Source organism: Caldicellulosiruptor changbaiensis (genome assembly GCF_003999255.1).
Taxonomy (GTDB): Bacteria; Bacillota; Thermoanaerobacteria; order Caldicellulosiruptorales; family Caldicellulosiruptoraceae; genus Caldicellulosiruptor; species Caldicellulosiruptor changbaiensis.
On sequence record NZ_CP034791.1, the window covers coordinates 719,289 to 742,016 of the forward strand.

At 36.6% G+C, this 22,728-nt stretch carries 26 protein-coding genes and 1 pseudogene; all 27 read left to right on the plus strand.

The genetic code is table 11. From position 1 onward, the window contains the following. The 27 genes and pseudogenes from ELD05_RS03305 to ELD05_RS03435 all read left to right on the plus strand — a co-directional run bounded on the left by ELD05_RS03305 (position 1) and on the right by ELD05_RS03435 (position 22,716). Positions 1–747, plus strand: a complete 747-nt coding sequence (locus ELD05_RS03305) for a FliH/SctL family protein (RefSeq protein ID WP_241243671.1) — start codon at positions 1–3, stop codon at positions 745–747. Position 748: 1 nt separating this feature from the next. Further along, positions 749–2,042, plus strand: a pseudogene (gene fliI, locus ELD05_RS03310) (flagellar protein export ATPase FliI). A 34-nt stretch (positions 2,043–2,076) separates the two neighbouring features. Then, positions 2,077–2,532: a flagellar export protein FliJ gene (locus ELD05_RS03315; protein WP_127351349.1), complete on the plus strand. Its 456-nt coding sequence runs from the start codon at positions 2,077–2,079 to the stop codon at positions 2,530–2,532. Further along, positions 2,516–3,343 carry a MotE family protein gene (locus tag ELD05_RS03320; protein WP_241243597.1) on the plus strand — a complete coding sequence of 276 codons (828 nt, stop codon included), beginning with the start codon at positions 2,516–2,518 and terminating at the stop codon, positions 3,341–3,343. The genes ELD05_RS03315 and ELD05_RS03320 overlap by 17 nt, the downstream gene beginning before the upstream one ends. A 46-nt stretch (positions 3,344–3,389) precedes the next feature. Further along, entirely contained in the window at positions 3,390–4,940 is a 1,551-nt protein-coding gene (locus tag ELD05_RS03325; protein WP_164742576.1) for a flagellar hook-length control protein FliK, read from the plus strand. A 10-nt stretch (positions 4,941–4,950) separates the two neighbouring features. Continuing rightward, positions 4,951–5,460, plus strand: coding sequence for a flagellar hook capping FlgD N-terminal domain-containing protein (locus ELD05_RS03330; RefSeq protein ID WP_127351351.1), 510 nt, complete (start codon positions 4,951–4,953; stop codon positions 5,458–5,460). Continuing rightward, positions 5,457–5,813: a TIGR02530 family flagellar biosynthesis protein gene (locus ELD05_RS03335; protein WP_127351352.1), complete on the plus strand. Its 357-nt coding sequence runs from the start codon at positions 5,457–5,459 to the stop codon at positions 5,811–5,813. The genes ELD05_RS03330 and ELD05_RS03335 overlap by 4 nt, the downstream gene beginning before the upstream one ends. Before the next feature lie 131 nt (positions 5,814–5,944). Further along, positions 5,945–7,411, plus strand: a complete 1,467-nt coding sequence (locus ELD05_RS03340) for a flagellar hook protein FlgE (protein WP_127351353.1) — start codon at positions 5,945–5,947, stop codon at positions 7,409–7,411. Between the two features lie 121 nt (positions 7,412–7,532). Further along, on the plus strand, positions 7,533–7,760 hold the full coding sequence (locus ELD05_RS03345) for a flagellar FlbD family protein (RefSeq protein WP_011916805.1): 228 nt from the start codon (positions 7,533–7,535) through the stop codon (positions 7,758–7,760). Continuing rightward, positions 7,757–8,230, plus strand: a complete 474-nt coding sequence (locus ELD05_RS03350) for a flagellar basal body-associated FliL family protein (RefSeq protein ID WP_127351354.1) — start codon at positions 7,757–7,759, stop codon at positions 8,228–8,230. Before ELD05_RS03345 ends, ELD05_RS03350 begins: the two co-directional genes overlap by 4 nt. A gap of 25 nt (positions 8,231–8,255) precedes the next feature. After that, positions 8,256–9,245: a flagellar motor switch protein FliM gene (fliM, locus tag ELD05_RS03355; protein ID WP_127351355.1), complete on the plus strand. Its 990-nt coding sequence runs from the start codon at positions 8,256–8,258 to the stop codon at positions 9,243–9,245. Further along, positions 9,242–10,375 carry a flagellar motor switch phosphatase FliY gene (gene fliY, locus ELD05_RS03360; RefSeq protein WP_127351356.1) on the plus strand — a complete coding sequence of 378 codons (1,134 nt, stop codon included), beginning with the start codon at positions 9,242–9,244 and terminating at the stop codon, positions 10,373–10,375. The genes fliM and fliY overlap by 4 nt, the downstream gene beginning before the upstream one ends. 69 nt (positions 10,376–10,444) lie before the next feature. Continuing rightward, entirely contained in the window at positions 10,445–10,807 is a 363-nt protein-coding gene (locus ELD05_RS03365; protein WP_011916809.1) for a response regulator, read from the plus strand. A 45-nt stretch (positions 10,808–10,852) separates the two neighbouring features. Continuing rightward, on the plus strand, positions 10,853–11,245 hold the full coding sequence (locus ELD05_RS03370; RefSeq protein ID WP_127351357.1) for a FliO/MopB family protein: 393 nt from the start codon (positions 10,853–10,855) through the stop codon (positions 11,243–11,245). Then, positions 11,242–11,997: a flagellar type III secretion system pore protein FliP gene (gene fliP / locus ELD05_RS03375; protein ID WP_127351358.1), complete on the plus strand. Its 756-nt coding sequence runs from the start codon at positions 11,242–11,244 to the stop codon at positions 11,995–11,997. The genes ELD05_RS03370 and fliP overlap by 4 nt, the downstream gene beginning before the upstream one ends. 23 nt (positions 11,998–12,020) lie before the next feature. Then, entirely contained in the window at positions 12,021–12,290 is a 270-nt protein-coding gene (fliQ, locus tag ELD05_RS03380; protein WP_127351359.1) for a flagellar biosynthesis protein FliQ, read from the plus strand. A 12-nt stretch (positions 12,291–12,302) separates the two neighbouring features. Next, on the plus strand, positions 12,303–13,085 hold the full coding sequence (fliR, locus tag ELD05_RS03385) for a flagellar biosynthetic protein FliR (protein WP_127351360.1): 783 nt from the start codon (positions 12,303–12,305) through the stop codon (positions 13,083–13,085). Beyond that, positions 13,082–14,182 (plus strand): flagellar biosynthesis protein FlhB, encoded by a 1,101-nt coding sequence (flhB, locus tag ELD05_RS03390; protein ID WP_127351361.1) that lies wholly within the window; start codon positions 13,082–13,084, stop codon positions 14,180–14,182. The genes fliR and flhB overlap by 4 nt, the downstream gene beginning before the upstream one ends. Next, a complete protein-coding gene (flhA, locus tag ELD05_RS03395; RefSeq protein ID WP_127351362.1) occupies positions 14,179–16,215 on the plus strand; it encodes a flagellar biosynthesis protein FlhA in 2,037 nt (678 codons plus the stop codon). Before flhB ends, flhA begins: the two co-directional genes overlap by 4 nt. Before the next feature lie 2 nt (positions 16,216–16,217). Then, positions 16,218–17,330: a flagellar biosynthesis protein FlhF gene (flhF, locus tag ELD05_RS03400; protein ID WP_127351363.1), complete on the plus strand. Its 1,113-nt coding sequence runs from the start codon at positions 16,218–16,220 to the stop codon at positions 17,328–17,330. Then, positions 17,327–18,226 carry a MinD/ParA family protein gene (locus ELD05_RS03405; RefSeq protein ID WP_127351364.1) on the plus strand — a complete coding sequence of 300 codons (900 nt, stop codon included), beginning with the start codon at positions 17,327–17,329 and terminating at the stop codon, positions 18,224–18,226. Before flhF ends, ELD05_RS03405 begins: the two co-directional genes overlap by 4 nt. Positions 18,227–18,241: 15 nt before the next feature. Further along, the gene (locus ELD05_RS03410) at positions 18,242–18,931 is read left to right on the plus strand and encodes a flagellar brake protein (RefSeq protein ID WP_127351365.1); all 690 of its coding nucleotides are present in this window, start codon (positions 18,242–18,244) and stop codon (positions 18,929–18,931) included. A 36-nt stretch (positions 18,932–18,967) separates the two neighbouring features. Then, the gene (locus tag ELD05_RS03415; RefSeq protein WP_127351366.1) at positions 18,968–20,962 is read left to right on the plus strand and encodes a chemotaxis protein CheA; all 1,995 of its coding nucleotides are present in this window, start codon (positions 18,968–18,970) and stop codon (positions 20,960–20,962) included. Between the two features lie 26 nt (positions 20,963–20,988). After that, on the plus strand, positions 20,989–21,411 hold the full coding sequence (locus tag ELD05_RS03420; protein ID WP_127351367.1) for a chemotaxis protein CheW: 423 nt from the start codon (positions 20,989–20,991) through the stop codon (positions 21,409–21,411). A 5-nt stretch (positions 21,412–21,416) separates the two neighbouring features. Then, a complete protein-coding gene (locus tag ELD05_RS03425; RefSeq protein ID WP_127351368.1) occupies positions 21,417–22,034 on the plus strand; it encodes a chemotaxis protein CheC in 618 nt (205 codons plus the stop codon). A gap of 3 nt (positions 22,035–22,037) precedes the next feature. Further along, on the plus strand, positions 22,038–22,520 hold the full coding sequence (locus ELD05_RS03430; RefSeq protein ID WP_127351369.1) for a chemotaxis protein CheD: 483 nt from the start codon (positions 22,038–22,040) through the stop codon (positions 22,518–22,520). A 16-nt stretch (positions 22,521–22,536) separates the two neighbouring features. Continuing rightward, entirely contained in the window at positions 22,537–22,716 is a 180-nt protein-coding gene (locus tag ELD05_RS03435; RefSeq protein WP_127351370.1) for a hypothetical protein, read from the plus strand. Positions 22,717–22,728 lie beyond the last annotated feature (12 nt).

Genomic DNA, 22,728 nt, shown 5'->3' on the forward strand with positions numbered 1-22,728 from the left:
GTGATTAGAAGTAATCAAGTGCTAATCCAAAATCCTGTTGAGACAAACTACAAGGTAATTTTAGAAAAGCTTATAAAGGCGAAAGCAGAGATTGAACACTATGAGCAAAAATTAAAGGAACAGCAAGAGGAATTCAAACGGCAGCAAGAGCAGAATGAAGCGTTTAGAAAAGAAGCAGAAGAAGTCTTAGAAAAGGCAAAAGAAGAAGCAAAGAGGATTGTAAGAGAAGCAGAAACTCAGGCAGAACAAATTAAAAAGGAGGCTTTTGAAAAAGGGTTTAATGATGGTTTGAGCCAGGGATTGGCAGCAGCTGAGGCAGAATATCAAAAAAGGCTGCAAGAGATAGAAATACTGAAAATGCAGGTTTTGGCCGAGCGTGAAAGAATACTAAAAGATGCTCAAAATGAATTAATGATTCTTGTACCCAAAATTGTAGGAAAGGTTGTGGAAAAGGAAGCACGGGATAAGGAGTTTTTGAAAGATTTTATTAAAAATGCCATTTCTCAGCTTTCAATAAAAAATGGTTTAGTTATAAGGACAAGTGAAGAAGATTTTGAGTATGTGAAGCAAAACTTAGATGAGATTTTAAGAGGAGTTGAAGGTGTTGACAAAGTAGAAATAAAAGTTGACAAGGCACTTTCATTTGGTGACATTGTGATTGAAACACCTTATGGATTTGTTGAGACAGGGATAAAAACAAGGCTTGAAAAGCTTCAAGAGATAGTCTTTTCAATAATTGGTGATTGATATGTTTGAAAGATTGAAAACAAAAATAGAGAGTACGAATTTTTACCAGTTTACTGGTTTTGTGAATCAGGTTATAGGGCTGACAATCGAGTCTATAGGTCCTGCTGTCAGTATTGGCACGCTTTGCAAAATAAAAACAGCAAAGTCAGAGACATTGGCAGAGGTTGTAGGGTTTAAAGAAAACAAGGTGCTTTTGATGCCGTATTCTGACCTTGTAGGTATCTTTCCAGGTTGCAAAGTCATTGCACAAGACAGTATTTTTGAGGTCAAAGTAGGAGAGGAGCTTTTGGGCAGAATTTTAGATGGGCTTGGACAGCCAATTGACGGCAAAGGTGAAATAAAATCTAAAATAAAATATCCTGTTGAAAACAGGGCCAAACCCTCTTGAAAGGCCGAGGATAGATTCAGTAATGCCACTTGGGATAAAGGCGATAGACGCTCTGATCACAATTGGCAAAGGCCAAAGAGTGGGAATATTTGCAGGAAGTGGCGTTGGCAAAAGTACACTTCTGGGCATGATAGCAAGAAATGCAAAGGCTGACGTGAATGTTTTGGCTCTAATTGGTGAGAGAGGGAGAGAGCTTAAAGAGTTTTTGGAAAAGGATTTAAAAGAAGAGGGGTTGAAGAAGTCTGTTGTGGTTGTTGCAACTTCTGATGAGTCAGCGCTAAAGAGGGTTAAGGCTGCTTATGTTGCAATGGCAATTGCCGAGTACTTTCGCGACCAGGGCATGGATGTTCTGTTTATGATGGACTCACTTACACGATTTGCGATGGCACAAAGGGAGATTGGTCTTGCTATTGGTGAGCCACCTGTTTCAAGAGGTTATACTCCCTCTGTCTTTAGTATAATGCCAAAGCTTTTAGAGCGAGCAGGCAAGAACCAAAAAGGGTCTATTACAGCTCTTTACACAGTACTTGTCGACGGAGATGATTTTAATGAGCCAATTACTGATACAGCAAGGGGTATTTTGGACGGGCATATAGTTTTGTCGAGGTCGATTGCGAACAAAAATCACTATCCTGCAATAGATGTACTTGCAAGTATCAGCAGGGTAATGAATGACATAGTAAGTCCTGAGCACAGGATATTGGCGAATGAGATAAAGCGGATTTTGGCAACTTATAAAGAAGCTGAGGATTTGATTACAATTGGTGCTTACACAAAAGGTACAAACAGCGAGATAGACAGGGCGATTGATCTTATGCCGCAGATAAATGAGTTTTTAAGACAAGATGTTGACGAGAGTTTTGAATTTGAACAGGAACTTGAGATGTTAAAGAGTATTATTTCTTAAAATGTAGACTTCTAAAAAAGGACTGGGGTTAAAAATGAAAAAATTCAGGTTTGAGCAGATTCTAAAGATTAAACAGCAGTTAGAGGAGATAAAGAAGAGCGAACTTGCGCACCAGAATGAGATTTTAAAAGGGTATGTAGAAAAAAAGCTTGAGTTTGAGGAGAGGTTAAATGAGGCAAAGGAAGAGCTAAAAGGCCTTTACATGGGTGTATTTTTCCCAAACGAGGTGAGGTCCTACTCTCAGTTTATGGGAAATCTAAAGAAGAGGATAGATATTCAAAATCAGCTTATATATTATCAGCAAATGAAGGTTGAAGAGAAGAAGAGGGAACTTATACATAGCATGATAGAAAAGAAAAAGTATGAGAAGCTAAAAGAAAAGCATCTTATAAATCTTGTCAATGAGCTGAAACAGCTTGAAAACAAGGAACTGGATGGGATTATTTCATACAAAATCTACAAGAGCTTGGGTGATGATAGTGGCAGATAAAGTAAATGTTCAAGAGGTAAAGGCTGAAAAAAAGCAAGAAATTAAAAAAAAGAAAAGAGGAAAACGTTTTTTAATAATTATATTAGTTTTGTTGCTATTAGGTGGAGCTTCTTTTGCGACTGTATACCTTAACCTATTTGGAGCAAAAACAGCTATTGAGACCTTGCTCAAAAAAATACCTTTTGCCAAAAAAACTGTCCAAACACAAAAAGTGGATTTTGAAAAGGTCTACAAACAGCAGATAGCTGGGCTTGAAAAACAGAACAAGGATTTACAGAACAAGCTAAACCAGCTTCAGAAAGAGAATTCGAATTTGCAAAAGCAGATACAAGACCTCTCAACAAGGCTAAATGACATGGTGGCAAAACAAACAGATACTTCAAATAAAGCCAAAGATTTTTCAGGTTATCTTCAAAACATGGACTCAAAGAAGGCCGCAAAAATATTGGAAAATCTTTTAGACACCAATGTTGAGGTAGCAGCCTTGGTTTTACAAAATATTCCTTCTGAAACTGCCTCTGAGATACTATCAAATATTCCGCCTGAAAAGACGATAAAATTATTAGGAATTTCAAATTCCTCAAGCTCTTCAGCAACTCAAGATATTTCGAGCCTTGTTGATATTTACAAAAACATTGATTCAAAGATCGCAGCCTCTATTTTTGAAAGTATGATGAACGACAAGGCAAAATACCGGCTTGTATTGAATATTCTAAAACGCCTTGATACGAAAACCTCTTCACAGATAATTAGTAATATGAAGCCAGAAAATGCTGCAAAGGTGACAGCCGACCTTTCAGCATTGAAATAAAAATCTAAAATTAATCTTTGTCAAACGAAAGGGGGGAAAAGGAAGCTTGAATACAGCTTTGATAAAATTAAATAATCTACTTTTTGCAGCTTCAAGTAAAAAGGTTGCAAACACTGAACAAAATCTACAGAACAGTAGCCCGTCGTCTTTTAGGAAAATTTTTAATAGTGTAACAAAGAAGATTGATGAGGTAAAAGACAATAGTCCAAAAACCGAAGAAAACAATGACAGTAAGAATTTTATCACAGTGTCAAATTTTAGGTTACCCAGAGTAATAGTTCATGGTGATAAGAGAAGTGAGAATGTTCAAAACCAAGATGGATTTGAAACTTTGCAAGGTGCTCAAAAAATAGACTCAAAAGGAGATGGGCAGCTTTCAGGTATAATACTCAATCTAATCTTGAGTTTATTACAAAATGTGCCAAACCAACAAAGTAGATTGTTCCAAGAAGTTATAGACAGTATCAATTACCAGGATTTTACCTCTATTAAAGACATAAAAGAAAGTTTAAACCTTTTAGAAGCTTTAGAGTCAGATGCAATAGGTCATGATAAAGTTTTAGATGAGCTTTTTAATTTTACTAATCAAATAGGTAAAGATGAGAATCCTAAGAGCACCGCTGTAAAAAATCTTCTTACACATCTGATTTTTGGGAGTGATAATACTTTAACTTTATCACTTGAAGGTGCTGACAATCTTGGTGACAAAGTTGGTGCTAAAGATAGCCTTTTTGAGATTTTGAAAAGCATCTTTCAGAAAATTGATGAAAAAACAAATACTTTTGACCATTTTGTCGTGGCAAGTGGGAATCCAGCCTCTGACTTTATTAAAGATGTGATACAGTTTCTTTCTAAAAGTATCAAAAATTCTAAGCAGTTTATAAACGCAACTGAAGATTCAGTTAATCTAAAGGATGTACTTTTAAAATCTGAAGAAGTGCTTAAAAATCTTGTATCTAAAGGTGCAGACAATAGCGAAAGCCTACAGAGGATATTGTTAAATAATATCTACACAGACTCAGACATCCAAAGCAACGGAAAGGTTGGGCTGAAGATAGACAACAAGCTTGAAAATAAAGACCCAGGTCAAGATGTTAACCAGTTATTTTACAGAGCTTCTTTCCAGCATAACAGTAATGCCATTTCTACTATAGATGTAAGGGACAATAACAATGCTGTAAAGGCTTTGAAGTTTTCAATAATTGAGCAGATTGCTGAAAAGATTTCGTTTATCCACAAGCAAAACCTGACAACTTTGACAGTAGCTATAAAGCCAGAGTGGCTTGGCAATGTTGTAATTGAGTTAAATAAGGATTTGCATGGTAATATTACAGGAAATATTTTTGTAAGCTCACCACATGTTAAAGAGATTGTGGAGAGTTCACTTGGGAATCTTCTTACAATCTTAAAAGACCAGGGAATAAATATTTCACAACTGAATGTAAGCCTTGGCAACAGCAGTGGCAATCAGCAATTCCAAAATCAGCAAAGATTTTCGCAAAAACAGTATTCGTTTGTTCACACAGATGATGCTGTAGATACCATAGAAAGTTTGGTATATGAGATTAGTGAAAATGTGTTAAACTTAAGAGCATGAGGTGAAAAGAATGGCCGATACAAGTATTAATAATTTAACAGGGGTTTTGTCACAAAGCTCAAGCATATCTTCTTCTCAGTCTTCATCAAAGAATACACTTGGCAAACAGGAGTTTTTAAACCTTTTGGTGACACAGCTAAGATACCAAGACCCGTTAAAACCAATGGAAGATAAAGAATTTGTTGCCCAGCTTGCCCAGTTTTCCGCACTTGAACAGATGCAAAATCTAAATGAGTCGTTTGAACTTATAAAAGCTCAGAATATGATAGGAAGGTATGTTGTTGCTACAAACCCCTCTGATACTTCAAAAACAGTAGAAGGAAGGGTTGACAGTATCAGAGTAGATGGGAGCAAGATATATCTTAAAGTAAATGGAGTTGAGGTAACTACAGAAAATATCAAGCAGATTTATCACACATATGCTGAAGAGGTTTTGTCAGATATAATGACCAAGGTTCCAACAAAAGATGATCTTCTGAACATCTTAGACTCCTTGCAAAAAGGAGAAGGCTCAAAATGACAATAAACAGGATTGGGAATATAAATTCCAATGGATTAAACAATACAAAGATTGAAAGAAAAGAAAATGCTCAAGGTTTCAGTGGCTTGCTTTCTCAAAGTCTTAAAATCTCCAAGCATGCAAACGAGAGACTTCAAACGCAGAATATCAATATTGATTCAAGTACTTTAACAAAGCTTGAGGAAGCTATTAAAAAGGCTGAACAAAAAGGGCTAAAGAACGATGTATTAGTTCTAAATGGTGATGTTGCATACATTGTGAATGTTAAAAACAGAGTAGTTGTAACTGTAAAAGATGTAAATAGCTTAAAAGATAATATCTTTACAAACATAGATGGGGTTTTGATGATATAAACAAAGGTGCAAGGGGGATGGACCCGCAAGATGGGAGGTCCCCCTGCGAAAAAGACCTTTCTGACTGACAGAGGAAAGGTCAGAAGTAAAAAAGATTTTAATTTCAAGACAAAAGGGGGAATTTTACCAAGATGATGAGGTCAATGTTTTCGTCAATTTCAGCACTTCGTGCTCACCAGACCAGAATGGATGTGATAGGTGATAATATAGCAAATGTCAATACAGTGGGGTTTAAATCAAGCAGGGTGACATTTGCATCTGTTTTTGCGTCAGTCATAAAGGCAGCTTCTGCACCTGACACAACTTCTGGCAGGGGCGGTTCAAACCCTATGCAGATAGGGCTTGGTGTTTCGGTGGCCTCTGTTGATATGAATATGACAAGAGGAAGCCTTCAGCGCACTGACAATCCAACCGATTTGGCAATCGAGGGAGATGGATTTTTTGTGGTTGGTGGTGATGGGAAGGCACCACGTTTTACAAGAGCAGGAAACTTTAGTTTGGATAAAATGGGGAATTTAGTTACAGCAAATGGGCTTAATGTGCTTGGGTGGATGTATGACCCTGTTAATAATCAGATTGATACAACAAAAAGTCCTTCAAAGATAAACATATTAGCTTATCCTACTTTGCCCCCAAAAGCAACTGACAAGATTAGTTTTGATGGTAATTTGAGTGCTGACACAAAAGCCTATAATGGGACAATTGATAAATATGAAGACTTGCTCAATGTTCCAGCCGAGAGTAAATATTCGATGAGCTTTAAAGTTTATGATTCTCAAGGGAAAGAGCATACTCTTCAACTGACATTTGTCAAAAAGGATAACAATCAATGGGAATGGTTTGTTGATGCACCACGTGAAAAGAAGAATATTGGCACTGCCCAAGCCCCCCAAGAGGTATATGTTTACGTTGACGATATGATAGATGCAAACAACAATTATGATGCCTTTATAGCAAGAGGGACTATAACATTTGGTCAAGCAGGAAAGGTATTTGATGATGAAAATACCCCCAATGTTGAGGGAATACAAATTACAGGCGGGAGAATATACGATAGTGCAAATGGAACGTTTACAATCAACTTTGTAGGAAGTGCAGTCAACCCAATTACTTTCAAAGTGAATAGCTCACAATTTGATGTAAATGATAATACAAACATAGCATTCTTTCTAAAGAATCTCACCCAGTTTGGGAACATGGACAGTTCAATCAGAGTTGCTCAGATGACAGGATATTCAGCAGGAAGCTTGCAAGGTTTTAATATTGATGCCACGGGCAAGATAACTGGAATTTATTCAAACGGTTTAAATCAGCTAATTGGTCAGATTGCAATTGCCACGTTTGCAAATCCTGCAGGGCTTCAGAGGATAGGTGATAATCTTTATATAAACACTGTAAACTCAGGGGACCCTGAGATAGGGACGCCTGGGTCAGGTTCACGTGGAACAATTTCACAGGGTACCTTAGAGATGTCAAATGTTGATTTGGCAAAAGAGTTTACTGACATGATTGTCACACAAAGAGGCTATCAGGCAAATGCGAGAGTAATCACTGCTTCTGATGAGCTGTTGCAGGATTTGGTCAATATTAAGAGGTAAAAGAATAGGTAACCAGTAAGGGAAGGAGAAAAAGTAAGCAACCAAAAGTCTTCTTCTCCTTCCCTTTCAAAGAAGAATATGTATCTTTTTCATTTCAATATCTTCAAGAGGTTGATTATATATGATAAAATTGAGAAGGATAAACAACAAAGAGTTTGTGGTAAATGCCGATTTTATAGAGTTTGTGGAATCTACACCGGACACTGTTATAACTCTCACTAATGGAGTGAAGCTTGTTGTGAAAGAGTCTGTAGATGAGGTAATTGAAAAGGTTATTGAATATAAAAAGAAGATTTTTGAGGGCGTTATATTCAATATACAACCTATGCAAAAGGAGTATGAAGAATGAAAGGCGAAAAGTTAAACTCTATAATTCTAATCTTGCTTGTTGTTCTACTTCTCATGATGATTGGAATGGGTATTGGTTTTTTGAGTGTTATGAAAAACTTATCACCAACATCAACCACAGGGAAGGCTGCAGCTACAGTTGAGAAGAAACCTGAGAAAACGTATACATATGATGTCAATGATGGAAAGGCAATAATGAGCAATCTCCAAGACACTCAAAACAATGCAGGAAGAATAATTAGAGTCACTGTTCAGATTGAGGTTACCGACAAAAAGCTTCCTGAAGAGATGAAGAATAAAAACATTGTTATTGCAGACATAATTGACAGTGTTTTAAGGAGTAAGACAGCTGATGAGCTATTAAAACCTGAGGGAAAAGAAAAGGTCAGGAAAGAGATAAAGGATAGGTTAAATGAGATATTTGATAACAAAGTATATAATGTTAACTTCGGTGAGTTTATTATCCAGTAAGAAAAAGGTGGTGTAGTTACTCAAAATGGGTGATATACTTTCACAAAGTGAAATAGATGAACTTTTGCGTTCACTTACCACTGGTGAGCTTTCGCTTGAAGAGATACAAAAACCAAAACAAGAGAGAAATATCAGGGTATACGATTTTAAAAGACCCAGCAAGTTTGCAAAAGACCATTTGCGAACACTTCAAATAATCTTTGAGAATTATTCAAGAATAGTCACCACCTTTTTATCTGGATACTTAAGGACAGTTGTCCAGATGGATGTAATTTCTGTTGAGCAGCTGACTTATTACGAGTTTAGCAATTCGCTTTCCAACCCGGTTGTGATGGGGATTGTCAACTTTGCACCACTTAAAGGTAGTATTGTATTTGAAATGTCTCCAGAAATAGCATTTGCAATGATAGATAGAGTGCTTGGCGGATTTGGGAAAGGTATTGACAAGATAAGAACGTTTACAGAGATTGAACTTGCTCTGATTGAGAGACTTTTGCAGCAGCTTATAAACTATTTCCAGGAAGCATGGGAGAATATCGTAGATTTGCACCCAAGACTTGAAAAAATTGAGACAAATCCTCAGTTTACGCAAATTGTCTCACCAAATGAGACTGTTGCGCTTGTGACAATTGATATGAAGGTTGGAGAGGTAGAGGGAATGGTGAATATCTGTCTTCCACACATGGTGATAGAGCCTATTATGCCAAGGCTGAGTACAAAATACTGGTTTTCAACATCTGCAAAGGAGACATCAGAAGAGACAAAAGAGTACCTGCAAAGAAAGATTGAAAAGACAAAGGTTACAATCAGAGCAATTTTGGGAAGGACAAAGATTACAGTGAGAGAATTTTTAGAGCTTCAAGTAGGTGATGTAATTAGGCTCGATAGAAGAAAAAATCAGGAGATTGAGGTACTTGTTGGAGATAAATTAAAATTCTATGGTGTGCCTGGTCGCAAAGAAGGAAGATTTGCAATCAAAGTCACAAGGGTAGAAAAGGAGGATGAAAGCAGATGAGCGATTTGCTATCGCAAGATGAAATAGACGCTCTTTTGCGGGGAATGAGCGAATCATCATTGCATGAGGCTATTTCTGACCAGGACAAAGATGTGCTGGGTGAGATAGGAAATATCTCAATGGGCACAGCTGCTACTACTTTGAGTATTCTTTTAAATCAAAAGGTGAGTATAACAACACCTATAGTTAGTGTTTTGAAATGGGATGAGCTTCCTAAAGAATTTCCTGTACCGTATGTTGCTATAAAGGTTGTGTACAAAGAAGGACTTGATGGGGTTAACCTGCTTGTTTTAAAGAAAGAAGATGTTGAGATAATAGCTGACCTTATGATGGGCGGCAGTGGGAGTATTGAATTTTCAGAGGAGCTTTCTGAGCTTCAACTTTCTGCAATACAAGAAGCAATGAACCAGATGGTAGGTTCTGCCTCAACATCGCTTTCCTCCATGTTGAATCTAAAGATTGATATAAGTCCACCAGAGGCGTTTGTAATAGACTTTGCCCAGAACGCTGAGGAGATGATTCCTGAGTTAAAAAGAGCTGATGAAATAGTCAAAGTTGCATTTAGAATGACAATTGGAGATTTGATTGACAGTCAGATAATGCAGTTAATTCCTGTTGACTTTGCAAAGCAGCTTGTAAATGCAATGTTAAATAGCACACTTAGCACATCTTCTGTGCAGGAGAAGAGTGAGCCAAAAACATCTGCGCAAGAATCTGCAAAGACCATTGAGAAAACTGTAAAAAGTGAGCAGTCTAAAAAGCAGCAAACAGGGGCTTCTTTACAAAGTTTTCAGCCAAAAAAAGAGGAGAAAAGCGAAAGAGTATACAATGTGTCACCTGTTCAGTTTGAGAGCTTTGATGAGGAAGAAGAGAGAAGGTACCCAGAGAATATTGAGCTAATTTTAGATGTTCCGCTTGAGATTACTGTGGAGCTTGGTAGAACACAAAAGCTTGTAAGGGAGATTTTGGAGTTTTCAACAGGGTCTATTATTGAGCTTGATAAACTTGCTGGCGAGCCAGTTGATATTCTGGTAAATGGCAAGGTGATTGCAAAAGGTGAGGTTGTTGTCATTGATGAGAGTTTTGGTGTTCGCATAACTGATATTGTCAACCCGTCAAATAGATTATAAAATATAAGTAAGCCTTTTTTTCAAAAACCAAACTTTACATTAAAGAACATTAGAAAAGGAGAGAGATTCATGTCGAAAAGGATTTTGATAGTTGATGATGCAGCATTTATGAGAATGATGCTCAAAGACATTATAACAAAGAATGGATATGAAGTAGCAGGCGAGGCTGAGAACGGACTTAAGGCTGTTGAATTGTACAAAGAACTAAAACCAGATTTGGTGATGATGGACATTACAATGCCAGAAATGGACGGGATACAAGCAGTAAGGGAGATAAAAAAGATTGACCCACAGGCAAAGATTATAATGTGCTCTGCTATGGGTCAGCAAGCAATGGTTATAGAATCTATTCAAGCGGGTGCGCGCGACTTTATTGTAAAACCCTTCCAGGCAGAAAGAATTGTTGAGGCTATCAAGAAGGTGCTAGGCTGATGTACTGGTTTTTTACTTTAAGGTATTGAAGGAGAAAAATTAGTAATGGAACTGGTTTTGAGAATAATTGTTTCTTTGTTTGCAATTAGTGTATTGATATATCTTACTTACTTTGTTCTGAAGATTTTTAGCAAAAAGACACTATTTAAGAAAGGGGAGTTTATAAGAATAGTTGATGTACTTCCCCTTTCTTCTGATAGTATGCTTATATTAATAAAAGTTGGGCAAAAGTACATACTTCTTGGTAAGACCCAAAAGAGCATCACATTTTTGAAAGAGTTTGAAAAGTCAGAATTTCCTGAAACGGAAGAAATTTCTGAGGAAGCAAGTTTTAAAAAAGTCTTTAATTCGAAGTTTGAGTCTTCGTTTGGACTAAAAGACAAAGTTTTAAGTCTTTACAATGTGATAAAAGACAAGGGCGATGAAGATAAAAGATGAAAAAGAGGTTTCTTTATATTTTATCGACAGGTTTGATTATTTTGATAATAACTTTTTTCAAAAATGAGATAGCGCTTGCCTCAGCAAGTTTTAGTCTCAATTTAGGCGATATGAACAATCCAAGAGATGTGTCTTCAGCCATACAACTTATAATATTCCTCACAATACTCACTTTAGCACCTTCAATTCTCATTATGATGACATCGTTTACCAGAATATTGATTGTGCTGGGATTTGTAAGAAATGCGTTAGGGACTCAGCAAATGCCTCCAAACCAGATTTTAATTGGTCTTGCACTCTTTTTGACATTCTTTATAATGGCGCCTGTAGGAGAGAAGATTTATACACAGAGTTATCTGCCATACATAAAAGGTCAGATTACGTCCCAAGAAGCGCTAAAAAGAGCAGAGGCACCAATTAAAGAGTTCATGCTCAAAAATACGCGAAAAAAAGATTTAGATCTTTTTATAAAGCTCAGCAATACAAATCCAACCACAAACGTTAGGAATTTACCTTTAAGAGTTGTGATTCCAGCCTTTATTATAAGTGAGCTCAAAAGTGCATTTGAAATGGGGTTTATAATTTATGTGCCATTTTTGATTATTGACATGGTTGTTGCAAGTATTTTGATGTCTATGGGAATGCTCATGATTCCCCCTGTTATGATTTCTCTGCCGTTCAAGATTTTGCTTTTTATACTCGTTGATGGTTGGGGACTTGTTGTTGAGTCACTTATTAAAAGTTTCAAATAAGAAAAAAGGTGTTGAAAACTGCCATGGATATAGCGGTTGCTTTGGAGATTGCAAGGCAGGCTATTTTGACAGCATTTTACATTGCGGGGCCAATTTTGATTGTGTCTATGATTGTTGGAATTGTTATATCAATTCTGCAGGCAACAACACAGATTAATGAGCAGACTCTTACTTTTGTTCCAAAACTTATTGCAATTGCAGTTTCGCTTTTAATATTCGGTCACTGGATGCTCACAAAGGCAGTAGAGTTCACAAAATATCTTTTGACCAATATGAACCAGTTTGTAAAGTAAAAGGGAAGAAAAATGGAAGAAATTTTTGGCTATTTTTTAAATGGTTCATACATATTTTTTTTAGTATTAGCAAGGATGAGTGGAATTTTCATTGCATCGCCTATATTTGGTAGGAGAAACATTCCCACATATTTCAAGATAGGTTTTGCATTTTTCTTAAGCATTATTGTAGTGCTTCTGTACCATTTTAACTATACTGTACCCCAGAACCTTTTAGAATTTATTTTTGTGGTAACAAAGGAGTTTATTGTAGGACTTATAATAGGTTTTATATCGTATATGATATTTTCTACAATCCTTCTTGCAGGTCAGATTATTGACAATGCAATAGGTTTTGGTATGGCAAATGTAATTGATCCAATGAGTGAGATTCAGGTGCCTCTTTTAGGGAATTTTCTGTATTTGTACATGCTTGTGATATTCTTTGCAACAGATGCTCACCACACGTTGATAAGGGCAGTTGTATATAGTTACAAAGTAGTGCCATTAGGATATTCAAATATTTTACCTAAACTATCACAAAAATTTATAACATTTTTCATAGAGCTTTTTGTAATTGGGATAGAGATAAGCTTGCCAATTTTGATGAGTATGCTAATAGTTGACATAATACTTGGAATATTGTCGAGAGCAGTGCCTCAGATGAATGTATTTATGGTAGGGATACCGATTAAAATTGTAATTGGGTTTGTAGTACTTGTTATAGTCCTTCCTATTATGAACAAGATGATATTTGTCTTGCTTGATAAACTGAGTTATTATACCTTTGATGCCTTGAGAGGGGGCTTTAAGTGAGGTTAGTATTTAATATCCAGCTGTTTGCAGACACCGCTACCAAGACAGAAAAGGCAACTCCTCGTAAAAGACAAGAGGCAAGAAAGCGTGGAATGGTAGCAAAGAGCAGAGAAGTTACCTCTGCTTTTGCTTTACTTATAAGCGTACTTTTTTTGAAATTTGGATATTCTCTATTTGTCCATCCTTTGCAGAGCTATAGCAAATACTTTTTTGGCAATTTGAATTATAATATTGAAGACATAGCTGATGCAAGTAGATTATTTTCAGCCATAATTACCATTACATTGAAATTGGTTCTTCCTTTTTGTATTGTCATAATGGTTGTGGCAGCTTTGGTTGAGTGGGCACAAAGTGGATTTTTAATTACGTCTGAGTCTTTGAAAGTAAGCTTTCAAAAGATAAATCCAATTGAGGGGTTTAAAAGGATATTTTCAATTAACTCAGTGGTTGAACTAATAAAATCAATCCTTAAGATACTCATAATAGGTTACACAGGTTATTTATGCACAAAGACATTTGCAGGAAAACTACTTGAAATGTATGATATGAGCTTAATTTCAATAGTGAAGTTTTCTTTTGATTCAACTATAAATCTCATTCTGTGGATGTCGGTTATGTTCTTTGGTATTGCAGTTATTGATTTTATTTTCCAAAGACAGCAATATGAGAAAAAACTCATGATGACTAAGGAAGAGGTCAAGGAAGAGTTTAAGCAAACTGAGGGAAATCCCCAGATAAAGTCAAGAATAAGGGAGAGACAAAGGAGAATTTCTCTTCAGAGGATGTTCCAGCAGCTTCCCAAAGCAGATGTTGTTATAACAAACCCTACACACTATGCAGTAGCACTCTTGTATGAACCAGAAAAGTTTGATGCACCACGGGTTATTGCAAAAGGTAAAGATTACATAGCCCAAAAGATTAAAGAGGAGGCTAAAAAGTACAAGATTGAGATAGTGGAAAACAAAGAACTTGCACAAAGCCTTTATAATTTGTGTGAAGTTGGTGATTTTATTCCGCCTGAGCTTTATCAGGCGGTGGCAGAAGTATTAGCATATGTTTACAGTTTAAAGAACTATCAGAAGGTGAATATGAGATGAATTTTAAAGGTGCTACACTTTCAATATTTGCAATAGTAATAATCTTAGCTATGATACTTCCTATTCCGCCAAGCTTGCTGGATGTACTCATAGCTGTAAACCTTGCACTTGCACTTGTTATATTCCTAAACAGCATAAACATAAAGGAGGCGTTAGATTTTTCTGTATTTCCCTCACTTCTATTGTTCACAACACTGCTGCGACTTTCTCTAAATATCTCAACAACACGGCAAATCCTGACTGGACAAGGCGAAAATGTGAGAATTGTCTACACGTTCGGGAACTTTGTTATTGGTGGGAACATTGTTGTTGGTGTTATTATATTTTTCATAATTATCATCATCCAATTCATTGTAATAACCAGAGGAGCTGAAAGAGTCTCAGAGGTTGCAGCAAGGTTTACACTTGATGCGATGCCAGGAAAACAGATGGCAGTTGATGCTGATTTGAATGCAGGAATTATAACTGAGGAAGAAGCAAAAATTCGAAGAAGTAAAATACAAAAAGAAGCTGATTTTTATGGAGCGATGGACGGTGCGAGCAAGTTTGTCAAAGGTGATGCGATTGCTGCCATTTTGATTACATTTATAAACGCACTTGGTGGGCTTATAATTGGTGTTGCAATGAGAGGAGAGGATGTCACAGAAGCTATACAAAAGTACCTTCTACTTTCTGTCGGCGATGGAATTGCTGCTCAAATACCGGCCCTTTTGATATCAACTGCAACAGGTATTGTGGTTACAAAGGCAGCTGATGAGAGCAAGCTTTCTGATAATTTGATCCGTCAGCTTTTTGAGTATCATCCAAGAGTGCTTTACACAGTTGGAGCTATTTTGGCAGTCTTGGCACTTATTCCTACTATGCCAAAGCTCTCTTTGTTTGTTTTATCTGGCACAATGATATCAATGGGGGTTAGAATGAATTCCAGTTTGAGAAAGATGGAGACAATAGAAGAGGAAAAGAGTGAACAAAAAGAAGTTGAAGAGTTAAGAAAACCTGAAAATGTGATGAACCTTTTATATGTTGACCCTATTGAGGTTGAGTTTGGGTATGGTATAATTCCTCTTGCAGACAAAGAACAAGGTGGAGACCTTTTAGAGCGTGTTGTGATGATAAGAAGACAGCTTGCACTTGAGCTTGGAATAATTGTTCCGACAATTAGACTCAGAGATAATATTTCACTAAAGCCATATGAGTACAGAATAAACATCAAAGGTGTTGAGGTTGCAAGGGCAGAGCTTATGAGCGATAGTCTTCTTGCTATAAACCCAGGATTTGTAACAGAAGAAATTCAGGGTATTCCCACAAAAGAGCCTGCGTTTGGATTAGATAGTATTTGGATACCTTCTTCTATGAAGGAAAAGGCTGAGATGGCAGGGTATACAGTTGTTGATCTTCCGTCTGTCATAGCAACCCATCTTACCGAAATAGTCAGGCGTTATGCTCATGAACTTTTGACAAGGCAGGATGTGCAAAAACTCATTGACAATGTCAAAGAGACAAACCCGGTGCTTGTAGATGAACTGATTCCAAAACTGATGACAGTAGGTGAGGTACAGAAAGTTTTAGCAAATCTTTTGAAAGAGCGGATTAGCATAAGAGACATGGTGACAATTTTAGAGACGCTCGCTGACTATGCTCCAACTACAAAAGATGTAGACATCCTGACAGAATATGTCAGACAGGCAATGGCAAGGTATATCACAAAAAAATATGTCTCAGGTAATACATTAGAAGCTGTGGCACTTTCTCCTGAGGTAGAAGAGACTATTATGAATTCTATTCAGAAAACCGAGCAAGGAAGTTTTATAAATCTTGCGCCAGATTATATTCAAAGGCTTATTAACAATCTTAGCAATATACTTGAAAAGCTTTTGGGCACATCGTCACAGCCCATTGTAGTTTGTTCGCCAATAGTAAGGATTTATTTTAGAAGGCTCATTGAGAATATCTTTCCAGATGTTATTGTGCTTTCATATAACGAGATTTTACCGAATGTGCAAATAAAAACTGTTGGGATGGTGGAAGTCTAAAGATGAAGATAAAAAGGTATTTGGCCCATGATATGCAGGAAGCTCTAATTAGGATAAAGGCAGATTTGGGCAAGGATGCTGTGATTCTTTCTACCAAAAAGGTTAGGCAAAAGGGACTATTTGGCTTTTTTAAAAAACCACTTATAGAAGTGACAGCTGCGTGCGAAGAGGAAAAGGTTATAAGAAGAGAAGAAGGGATGCCAAAGCCTGAGAATTTGACTTTGAGTCTTCAACTTAGCCAAATTAAAGAGCTTGAAAAAAAGATAGACTCTTTAGAAAAGACCATAAAAGAGGTGATAAAGGATACAAATGTAATACCTGAAGTGAAAGAGGTCTCTAAAAAGAACTTTTTAGATGTCATGCGTGAAAACCTGAAGAAAAACGGCGTAGAAGAGGAGATTGTAGAAGGACTTTTGGCAAAAGTCAACTGGGACGGGTCTATAAACAATATGGTAAATAATATGTACAAAGAGATAAAAAACATTCTTGGTACACCAGTTACTTTAAGTCTTGACTCGAAGCAGCCTCAGGTTGTGTTTTTTGTGGGGCCAACTGGCGTTGGCAAGACAACCACAATTGCTAAAATTGCTGCAAAGCTAATGTTTGAAGAAGGCAAAAAAGTGGGTTTTATCACAGCCGACACATATAGAATTGCTGCTGTTGAGCAACTAAAGACATATGCTGAGATTATGAACATAAAGACAAAGGTGTGGTACGAGGTAGATGAATATGACCAGATTATAAAGAGTTTTGACGACTCTGATGTGGTACTTGTAGACACAGCAGGAAGGAGTCATAAAAACCAAGAGCATATGGATGAGCTCAGGGCATTTGTAGAAAAAGCAAGTCCTGATGAGGTATTTTTGCTTTTAAGTGCTACTACTCAACCGAGTGTATTTAAAGAAATTGTAAATACTTATTCGTTTATTGACAATTACAAGGTTATAATAACCAAGGTTGATGAGGTATCAACCTATGGGAATATTTTAAATATTAAACATTATACGCAAAAACCCATTGCCTATGTTACAACTGGACAGAATGTTCCAGATGACATACAACAGTTCAATCCAGAGCATTTTGCAAAACTCATAATAGGGAGTAAGGTTTTATGAGAGACCAGGCTCAAGGCTTGAGGAATCTTGTCAAAAAGTCAAATACTTTTGACAGACAGGGCGAAAGATTTAATGACATTACTTCAAAAGTTATCACAATTACAAGTGGAAAGGGTGGAGTTGGAAAGACAAACCTGACTGTAAATTTAGCTATTGCACTCAAGAAGATGGGCATTAATGTATTAATAATAGATGCTGATTTGGGACTTTCAAATGTTGAGGTACTTCTTGGTACATCGCCAAAGTACACTGTAAAGGATGTATTAGAAGGCAAAAAAGAGATAATGTCAATAGTTGAAGAAGGACCGTTTGGAGTAAAGTTCATCTCTGGTGGCTCTGGTATGGTTGACCTTGCAAACTTGGATGAGGAGAGGCTTTTTAGACTTATAGAGAGTGCAGAAACTATTAATAAATACTTTGATATTGTGCTGATTGACACTGGTGCTGGTATATCCAAAAATGTAATGGAATTTGTAATGATGTCAGATGAGGTAATTGTAATCACAACGCCTGAACCAACCTCAATCACTGATGCATATGCAATAATCAAGGCTATAATTACAAGAAATTTTGATCATAAGATAAACATTTTAGTGAACAGGGTACAAAATAACAAAGAAGCTGACGAAATTTTTTACAGACTAAGTGGGGTTATAAAAAGGTTTTTGCAAAGAGAAGTAGAATATATAGGTTATATAGAGGAAAATGGAATTGTCTCAAAATCTGTTATCAAACAGGTGCCGTTTATGATATCATATGAAAAGAGTAGTATTTCAAAACAGGTTGAAGACATTGCAAAAAAGCTTGTCCAAAATAAAGATGTCTCAGAAAAAGATATGCCAAAAGGTTTTGCAAGGTTCATAGAAAGTATCATCAAAAAGTTTAAAGAGCAATAAAAGAGGGGGCTTTTTATGCGCAAAATTTTTAAGGTAGGAGATAAGATTGAGATTGTTAGAATAGACAGGCGTACATGGGAAGAAAAGGGTGTGCAGTATGTTTCCAAAATTGCCGATATAAAAGATGAGTATTTTTATGTATTTACACCCATAAGAGAAGGTGTATATGTAACTTTCTTCATTGAGGAAATTGTGAGAATATATAAAGTAATGCCAGACGGTGTGTGGGTATTTGACGCAGTAGTTGAAGATAGGTTCAAAGAGCCAGAGTATATGATAAAAATTAGACAGATATCTGACATTCGCAAAATTCAAAGGCGCATGTTTTTCAGACTTCCTATAAACTTAGATATATTTGTAAAATTATTAAATCCTCAAGAAGGTGAGATAAGTGAAAATCTCCAAAATGGTTTTTCAGAGGGAAAAATAGTAAAGGCATTGACAAAGGACATCAGTGGTGGAGGTGTTTGTTTTTTAACTCAAGAAGAGTTTAATATACATGACATTATACTGACGAAAATTCCTATTGAAGGTGAAGAGCTTATACTTAAGGCCCAAATTTTAAGGAAAGAAAGAGTAGACCATCATATTTATAGATTTATGTACGGTTCTAAATTCATAGAGGCGAAACAAAATGAGATAGACAAGATTGTCCGGTATATATTCAAAGAGCAGCAAAAAATGAGACAAAAAGGGCTTTTGTAAATAAGCCTTATTGCTAAAGAAGGAGTGATGAAGGTTATGGATATGTCTCAGTACTTAGGTATGTTCATAGAAGAAGCAAAAGACCATATTCAGAGCTTGAATGACAACATGCTAAAGTTAGAAGAAAACCCTGAAGATTTGCAGCTTATTAATGAGATTTTCAGGTCTGCACATACCTTAAAAGGCATGGCTGGCACAATGGGCTTTGTGAATATGCAAAAGCTCACACATGCTATGGAAAATGTTTTGGCTGCTGCACGAGATGGCAAACTCAGAATAAATAGCAATATAATGGATGTGCTTTTCAAAACTGTTGACGCCTTAGAAGAATATTTGGATGTCATTGTGGCAACAGGTACAGAAGGGTCGGAACAGAATCTTCAGCTTGTAAATAGCTTAAATGGCATTTTGGGTAGGCCGCAAGAAGAAATGGTTGCAAGTGCAAAGAAAGCAACTGCCCAGTTAGAGTATGATGAGTTTGTGATAAGAGCAATTGAGAGGGCTTATTCGCAGGGGTTTAATGTTTATAAATTTGATGTTGAGCTTGATCCAAACTGTCTTTTAAAGTCTGCAAGGGCGTATCTTGTTTTCAAGGCGGTTGAGGAGCTGGGTGAGATAATAAATTCAAAACCACCTGTTCAGGATATTGAAGATGAAAAATTTGACTTTGAGTTTAGTATTACAATTGTTAGCAAAGAGCCTCTTGAGAAAATAAGAGAAAGGATTTTGTCTATTTCAGAGATAAGAGAGGCAAAAGGTATAGAGGTAAAGGTTGGAGATGTCAAGGTAGAGGGAACTCAACAGGAGGTAAGCAGAACTGAAGAGGTTCAAAGTACAGAAGCTGTGAAGGTTGTGCGTGAACAAAAACAAGAAGGGCTTCAAAGAACAAGTAAAACTGTTAGAGTTGATATAGAGAGATTGGATGTTTTGATGAACTTAGTAAGCGAGCTTATAATAATCAAGAGCAGAATTGAAGGATTTGCAAAGAAGTACAATGATAGACAATACGAAGAGTCCATTGAGTACTTAGAAAGGATTACAACAAGCCTTCATGATGCTGTAATGAAGGTAAGAATGGTACCTGTTGAGAGGGTATTTTCCAGATTTCCAAGAATGATGAGAGATTTGGCAAGAGAGCTTGGAAAAGAGTTTGAACTTGTAATGTCTGGTGAGGACACAGAGGTTGACAGAACTATTGTGGATGAGCTTGGAGACCCGCTTATACACCTTTTGAGAAATGCAGCAGACCATGGCATAGAAGAACCAGAAGAGAGAGTAAAAAATGGAAAGCCAAGAAGCGGGCTTATAAAGCTTTCTGCTTATCATGATGGTAATAATGTTGTGATTGAGGTTGAAGATGATGGCAAGGGAATTGACATAGAAAAGGTTAAGAAAAAGGCAATTGAAAAAGGACTTTTAAAAGAAGACCAATTAGATTTATCTGAACAAGAAATTATAGATTTTCTATTTCTACCAAGTTTTTCAACGAAAGACAAGGTTACAAACCTGTCAGGAAGAGGTGTAGGTCTTGATGTTGTTAAGACAAAGATTGAACAGCTTGGTGGTATGATTGAGGTAAAAACAGAGAAAGGCAAAGGTACAAAGTTTGTAATAAGATTGCCTTTGACATTAGCAATAATCCAAGCGCTTTTGGTAACTGTTAAAGATGAGATTTATGCAATTCCTATTGCCTCAATAAAAGAGATAATTGATGTTGCAAGAGATGATATTAAAGTTGTCCAAAAGGGCAAAGAGATAATTATGCTCAGAAATCAGGTCATTCCTATAAAATACCTCCACAAGATTGTAGGGCTTGAGGCAGATTTGGACAAGAAGAAGTACACAGTTGTTATAGTAAAGCGCGGAGAAAAGTTGACTGGAATCGTGGTGGATAAGCTTTTAGGTCAGCAGGACATAGTTATTAAATCACTTGGGAAATATTTAGAGGGAATTAGGCTTGTTTCTGGTGCAACAATACTTGGGGATGGGTCTGTTGCCATGATACTTGACCCTAACATGCTCAGTGTATAAAAGAAAAATAGAGGTGAGGTGTAAGTATGGAACAGTATCTTATTTTCAGGTTAGCAGATGAATACTATGGACTTTTGGTGAGCTTTATAGAAAACATTGAAAAAATGATGCCAATTACACGTGTACCGAATACCAAAGAGTATATAAAGGGTGTTGTGAACCTACGTGGTGAGATTGTACCTGTGATTGACCTTAGAGAAAAAATAGGAGTCAGAAAAGAAGAGTTTGGGGAAGAGACAAGGATTTTAATTGTCAACTGGAAGAATGAGTTCAAAGTGGGTTTAATTATTGATGAGGTTTTAGATGTTGTCTACCTCACCAAAGAGGATTTTGATTCTGCTACAAGAGATAGAAATGAGTTTACTTTTTCAATAGCAAAGTATAATGACATGCTTATAAACATAATAAATTTGGAAGATGTTTTGTTTGAAAAGGTTGAGGAGGTTTAAATTTTATGAATTTTTCAAGTAATGAAATAAATGAGATGTATTTAGATGTCCTGAGAGAGCTTGGGAACATTGGGACAGGAAATGCAATCTCTGCCCTTGCCATGATGATTGGAAGGCGCATTGATATGAAGGTGCCTGTTGTTAAAATGGTAGATTTGAAAGAAGTACCCGAGATTTTAGGTGGGGCAGAGATACCTGTTGTTGGTATACTTTTAAATGTTGAGGGTGATATAGACGGATTTATTATGCTTGTGATGTCGCAAGCATCAGCACACATTTTAGTAAATATGCTCCTTGGCACATCATTGAACGGCTATAGTGAATTTACAGATATTGAAAAATCTGCCCTCACTGAGATAGGAAACATCTTAGCTGGGGCATACCTGACAGCTTTGGCTTCATTAACAGGTTTTAAGATGATTCAGTCTGTTCCACAGCTTGCAGAAGACATGGCAGGAGCGATATTGAGCTTTCCTGCAATTCAATTTGGTGAGACAGGTGATAATGCTCTTTATATTGAAACAGAGATTTTTGAGTCAAGTAGCAGGATTGTTGCTGATTTCTTTTTAATACCAACAATAGAATCATATCAAAAAATGCTAAAAGCATTGGGAGTAGCGTAGAAGATGATAGAAACAATTAAAGTAGGAATGGCAGACTTAAATGTAACCAAGTATCCAAACATTCTTACAACACTTGGTCTTGGTTCATGTGTTGGGGTTTGTGTATATGATAGTAAAAACAAGATAATCGGTATGATACATATAATGCTTCCTTATAGCTGGGGTGTAAAAAACAACAGTAACCCTGCAAAGTTTGCTGATACAGGTATTCCACTCTTGATAGAGAAGATGGAAAGTCTTGGCTCTCAAAAGAAAGACATGGTTGCTAAGCTTGCGGGCGGTGCGCAAATGTTTGAAGTGACAAGAAGCGAGTTTATGAACATAGGAAAGCGCAATGTAGAAGCTGCCAAGAAGATTTTGGATGAGCTAAAAATACCAATTGTTGCTGAAGATACAGGCGGTAATTATGGTAGGACAATAATATTCTACTCTGAAGATGGTAGGTTAGAAATAAAGACAATCGGGAAGGGAACAAAAACTATCTAAAGGAGAAGACAAAGCTTTGAAATGGGAGCAAATATTACCTGAAATTTTGGCATTGATAGGAGGAAGCATTGTTTTTTTGGCATGTCTTGTGACAAGAAAGTCAGGTGAATATACATTTTTTTCCACATTTATTGTATCTGCAGTAGGATATCTTTGTGGACATTTTATAAAAGGATTAATTGAAAATGACAGCTAAATTTTTGAGGGG

Excerpts from the sequence above, each read along its gene's own strand:
- ELD05_RS03315 (WP_127351349.1), top strand. The coding sequence starts at position 2,077 with ATGAAAAAATTCAGGTTTGAGCAGATTCTAAAGATTAAACAGCAGTTA.
- ELD05_RS03320 (WP_241243597.1), top strand. The coding sequence starts at position 2,516 with ATGATAGTGGCAGATAAAGTAAATGTTCAAGAGGTAAAGGCTGAAAAA.
- ELD05_RS03330 (WP_127351351.1), top strand. The coding sequence starts at position 4,951 with ATGGCCGATACAAGTATTAATAATTTAACAGGGGTTTTGTCACAAAGC.
- ELD05_RS03335 (WP_127351352.1), top strand. The coding sequence starts at position 5,457 with ATGACAATAAACAGGATTGGGAATATAAATTCCAATGGATTAAACAAT.
- ELD05_RS03340 (WP_127351353.1), top strand. The coding sequence starts at position 5,945 with ATGATGAGGTCAATGTTTTCGTCAATTTCAGCACTTCGTGCTCACCAG.
- ELD05_RS03345 (WP_011916805.1), top strand. The coding sequence starts at position 7,533 with ATGATAAAATTGAGAAGGATAAACAACAAAGAGTTTGTGGTAAATGCC.
- ELD05_RS03350 (WP_127351354.1), top strand. The coding sequence starts at position 7,757 with ATGAAAGGCGAAAAGTTAAACTCTATAATTCTAATCTTGCTTGTTGTT.
- fliM (WP_127351355.1), top strand. The coding sequence starts at position 8,256 with ATGGGTGATATACTTTCACAAAGTGAAATAGATGAACTTTTGCGTTCA.
- fliY (WP_127351356.1), top strand. The coding sequence starts at position 9,242 with ATGAGCGATTTGCTATCGCAAGATGAAATAGACGCTCTTTTGCGGGGA.
- ELD05_RS03365 (WP_011916809.1), top strand. The coding sequence starts at position 10,445 with ATGTCGAAAAGGATTTTGATAGTTGATGATGCAGCATTTATGAGAATG.
- ELD05_RS03370 (WP_127351357.1), top strand. The coding sequence starts at position 10,853 with ATGGAACTGGTTTTGAGAATAATTGTTTCTTTGTTTGCAATTAGTGTA.
- fliP (WP_127351358.1), top strand. The coding sequence starts at position 11,242 with ATGAAAAAGAGGTTTCTTTATATTTTATCGACAGGTTTGATTATTTTG.
- fliQ (WP_127351359.1), top strand. The coding sequence starts at position 12,021 with ATGGATATAGCGGTTGCTTTGGAGATTGCAAGGCAGGCTATTTTGACA.
- fliR (WP_127351360.1), top strand. The coding sequence starts at position 12,303 with ATGGAAGAAATTTTTGGCTATTTTTTAAATGGTTCATACATATTTTTT.
- flhA (WP_127351362.1), top strand. The coding sequence starts at position 14,179 with ATGAATTTTAAAGGTGCTACACTTTCAATATTTGCAATAGTAATAATC.
- flhF (WP_127351363.1), top strand. The coding sequence starts at position 16,218 with ATGAAGATAAAAAGGTATTTGGCCCATGATATGCAGGAAGCTCTAATT.
- ELD05_RS03405 (WP_127351364.1), top strand. The coding sequence starts at position 17,327 with ATGAGAGACCAGGCTCAAGGCTTGAGGAATCTTGTCAAAAAGTCAAAT.
- ELD05_RS03410 (WP_127351365.1), top strand. The coding sequence starts at position 18,242 with ATGCGCAAAATTTTTAAGGTAGGAGATAAGATTGAGATTGTTAGAATA.
- ELD05_RS03415 (WP_127351366.1), top strand. The coding sequence starts at position 18,968 with ATGGATATGTCTCAGTACTTAGGTATGTTCATAGAAGAAGCAAAAGAC.
- ELD05_RS03420 (WP_127351367.1), top strand. The coding sequence starts at position 20,989 with ATGGAACAGTATCTTATTTTCAGGTTAGCAGATGAATACTATGGACTT.
- ELD05_RS03425 (WP_127351368.1), top strand. The coding sequence starts at position 21,417 with ATGAATTTTTCAAGTAATGAAATAAATGAGATGTATTTAGATGTCCTG.
- ELD05_RS03430 (WP_127351369.1), top strand. The coding sequence starts at position 22,038 with ATGATAGAAACAATTAAAGTAGGAATGGCAGACTTAAATGTAACCAAG.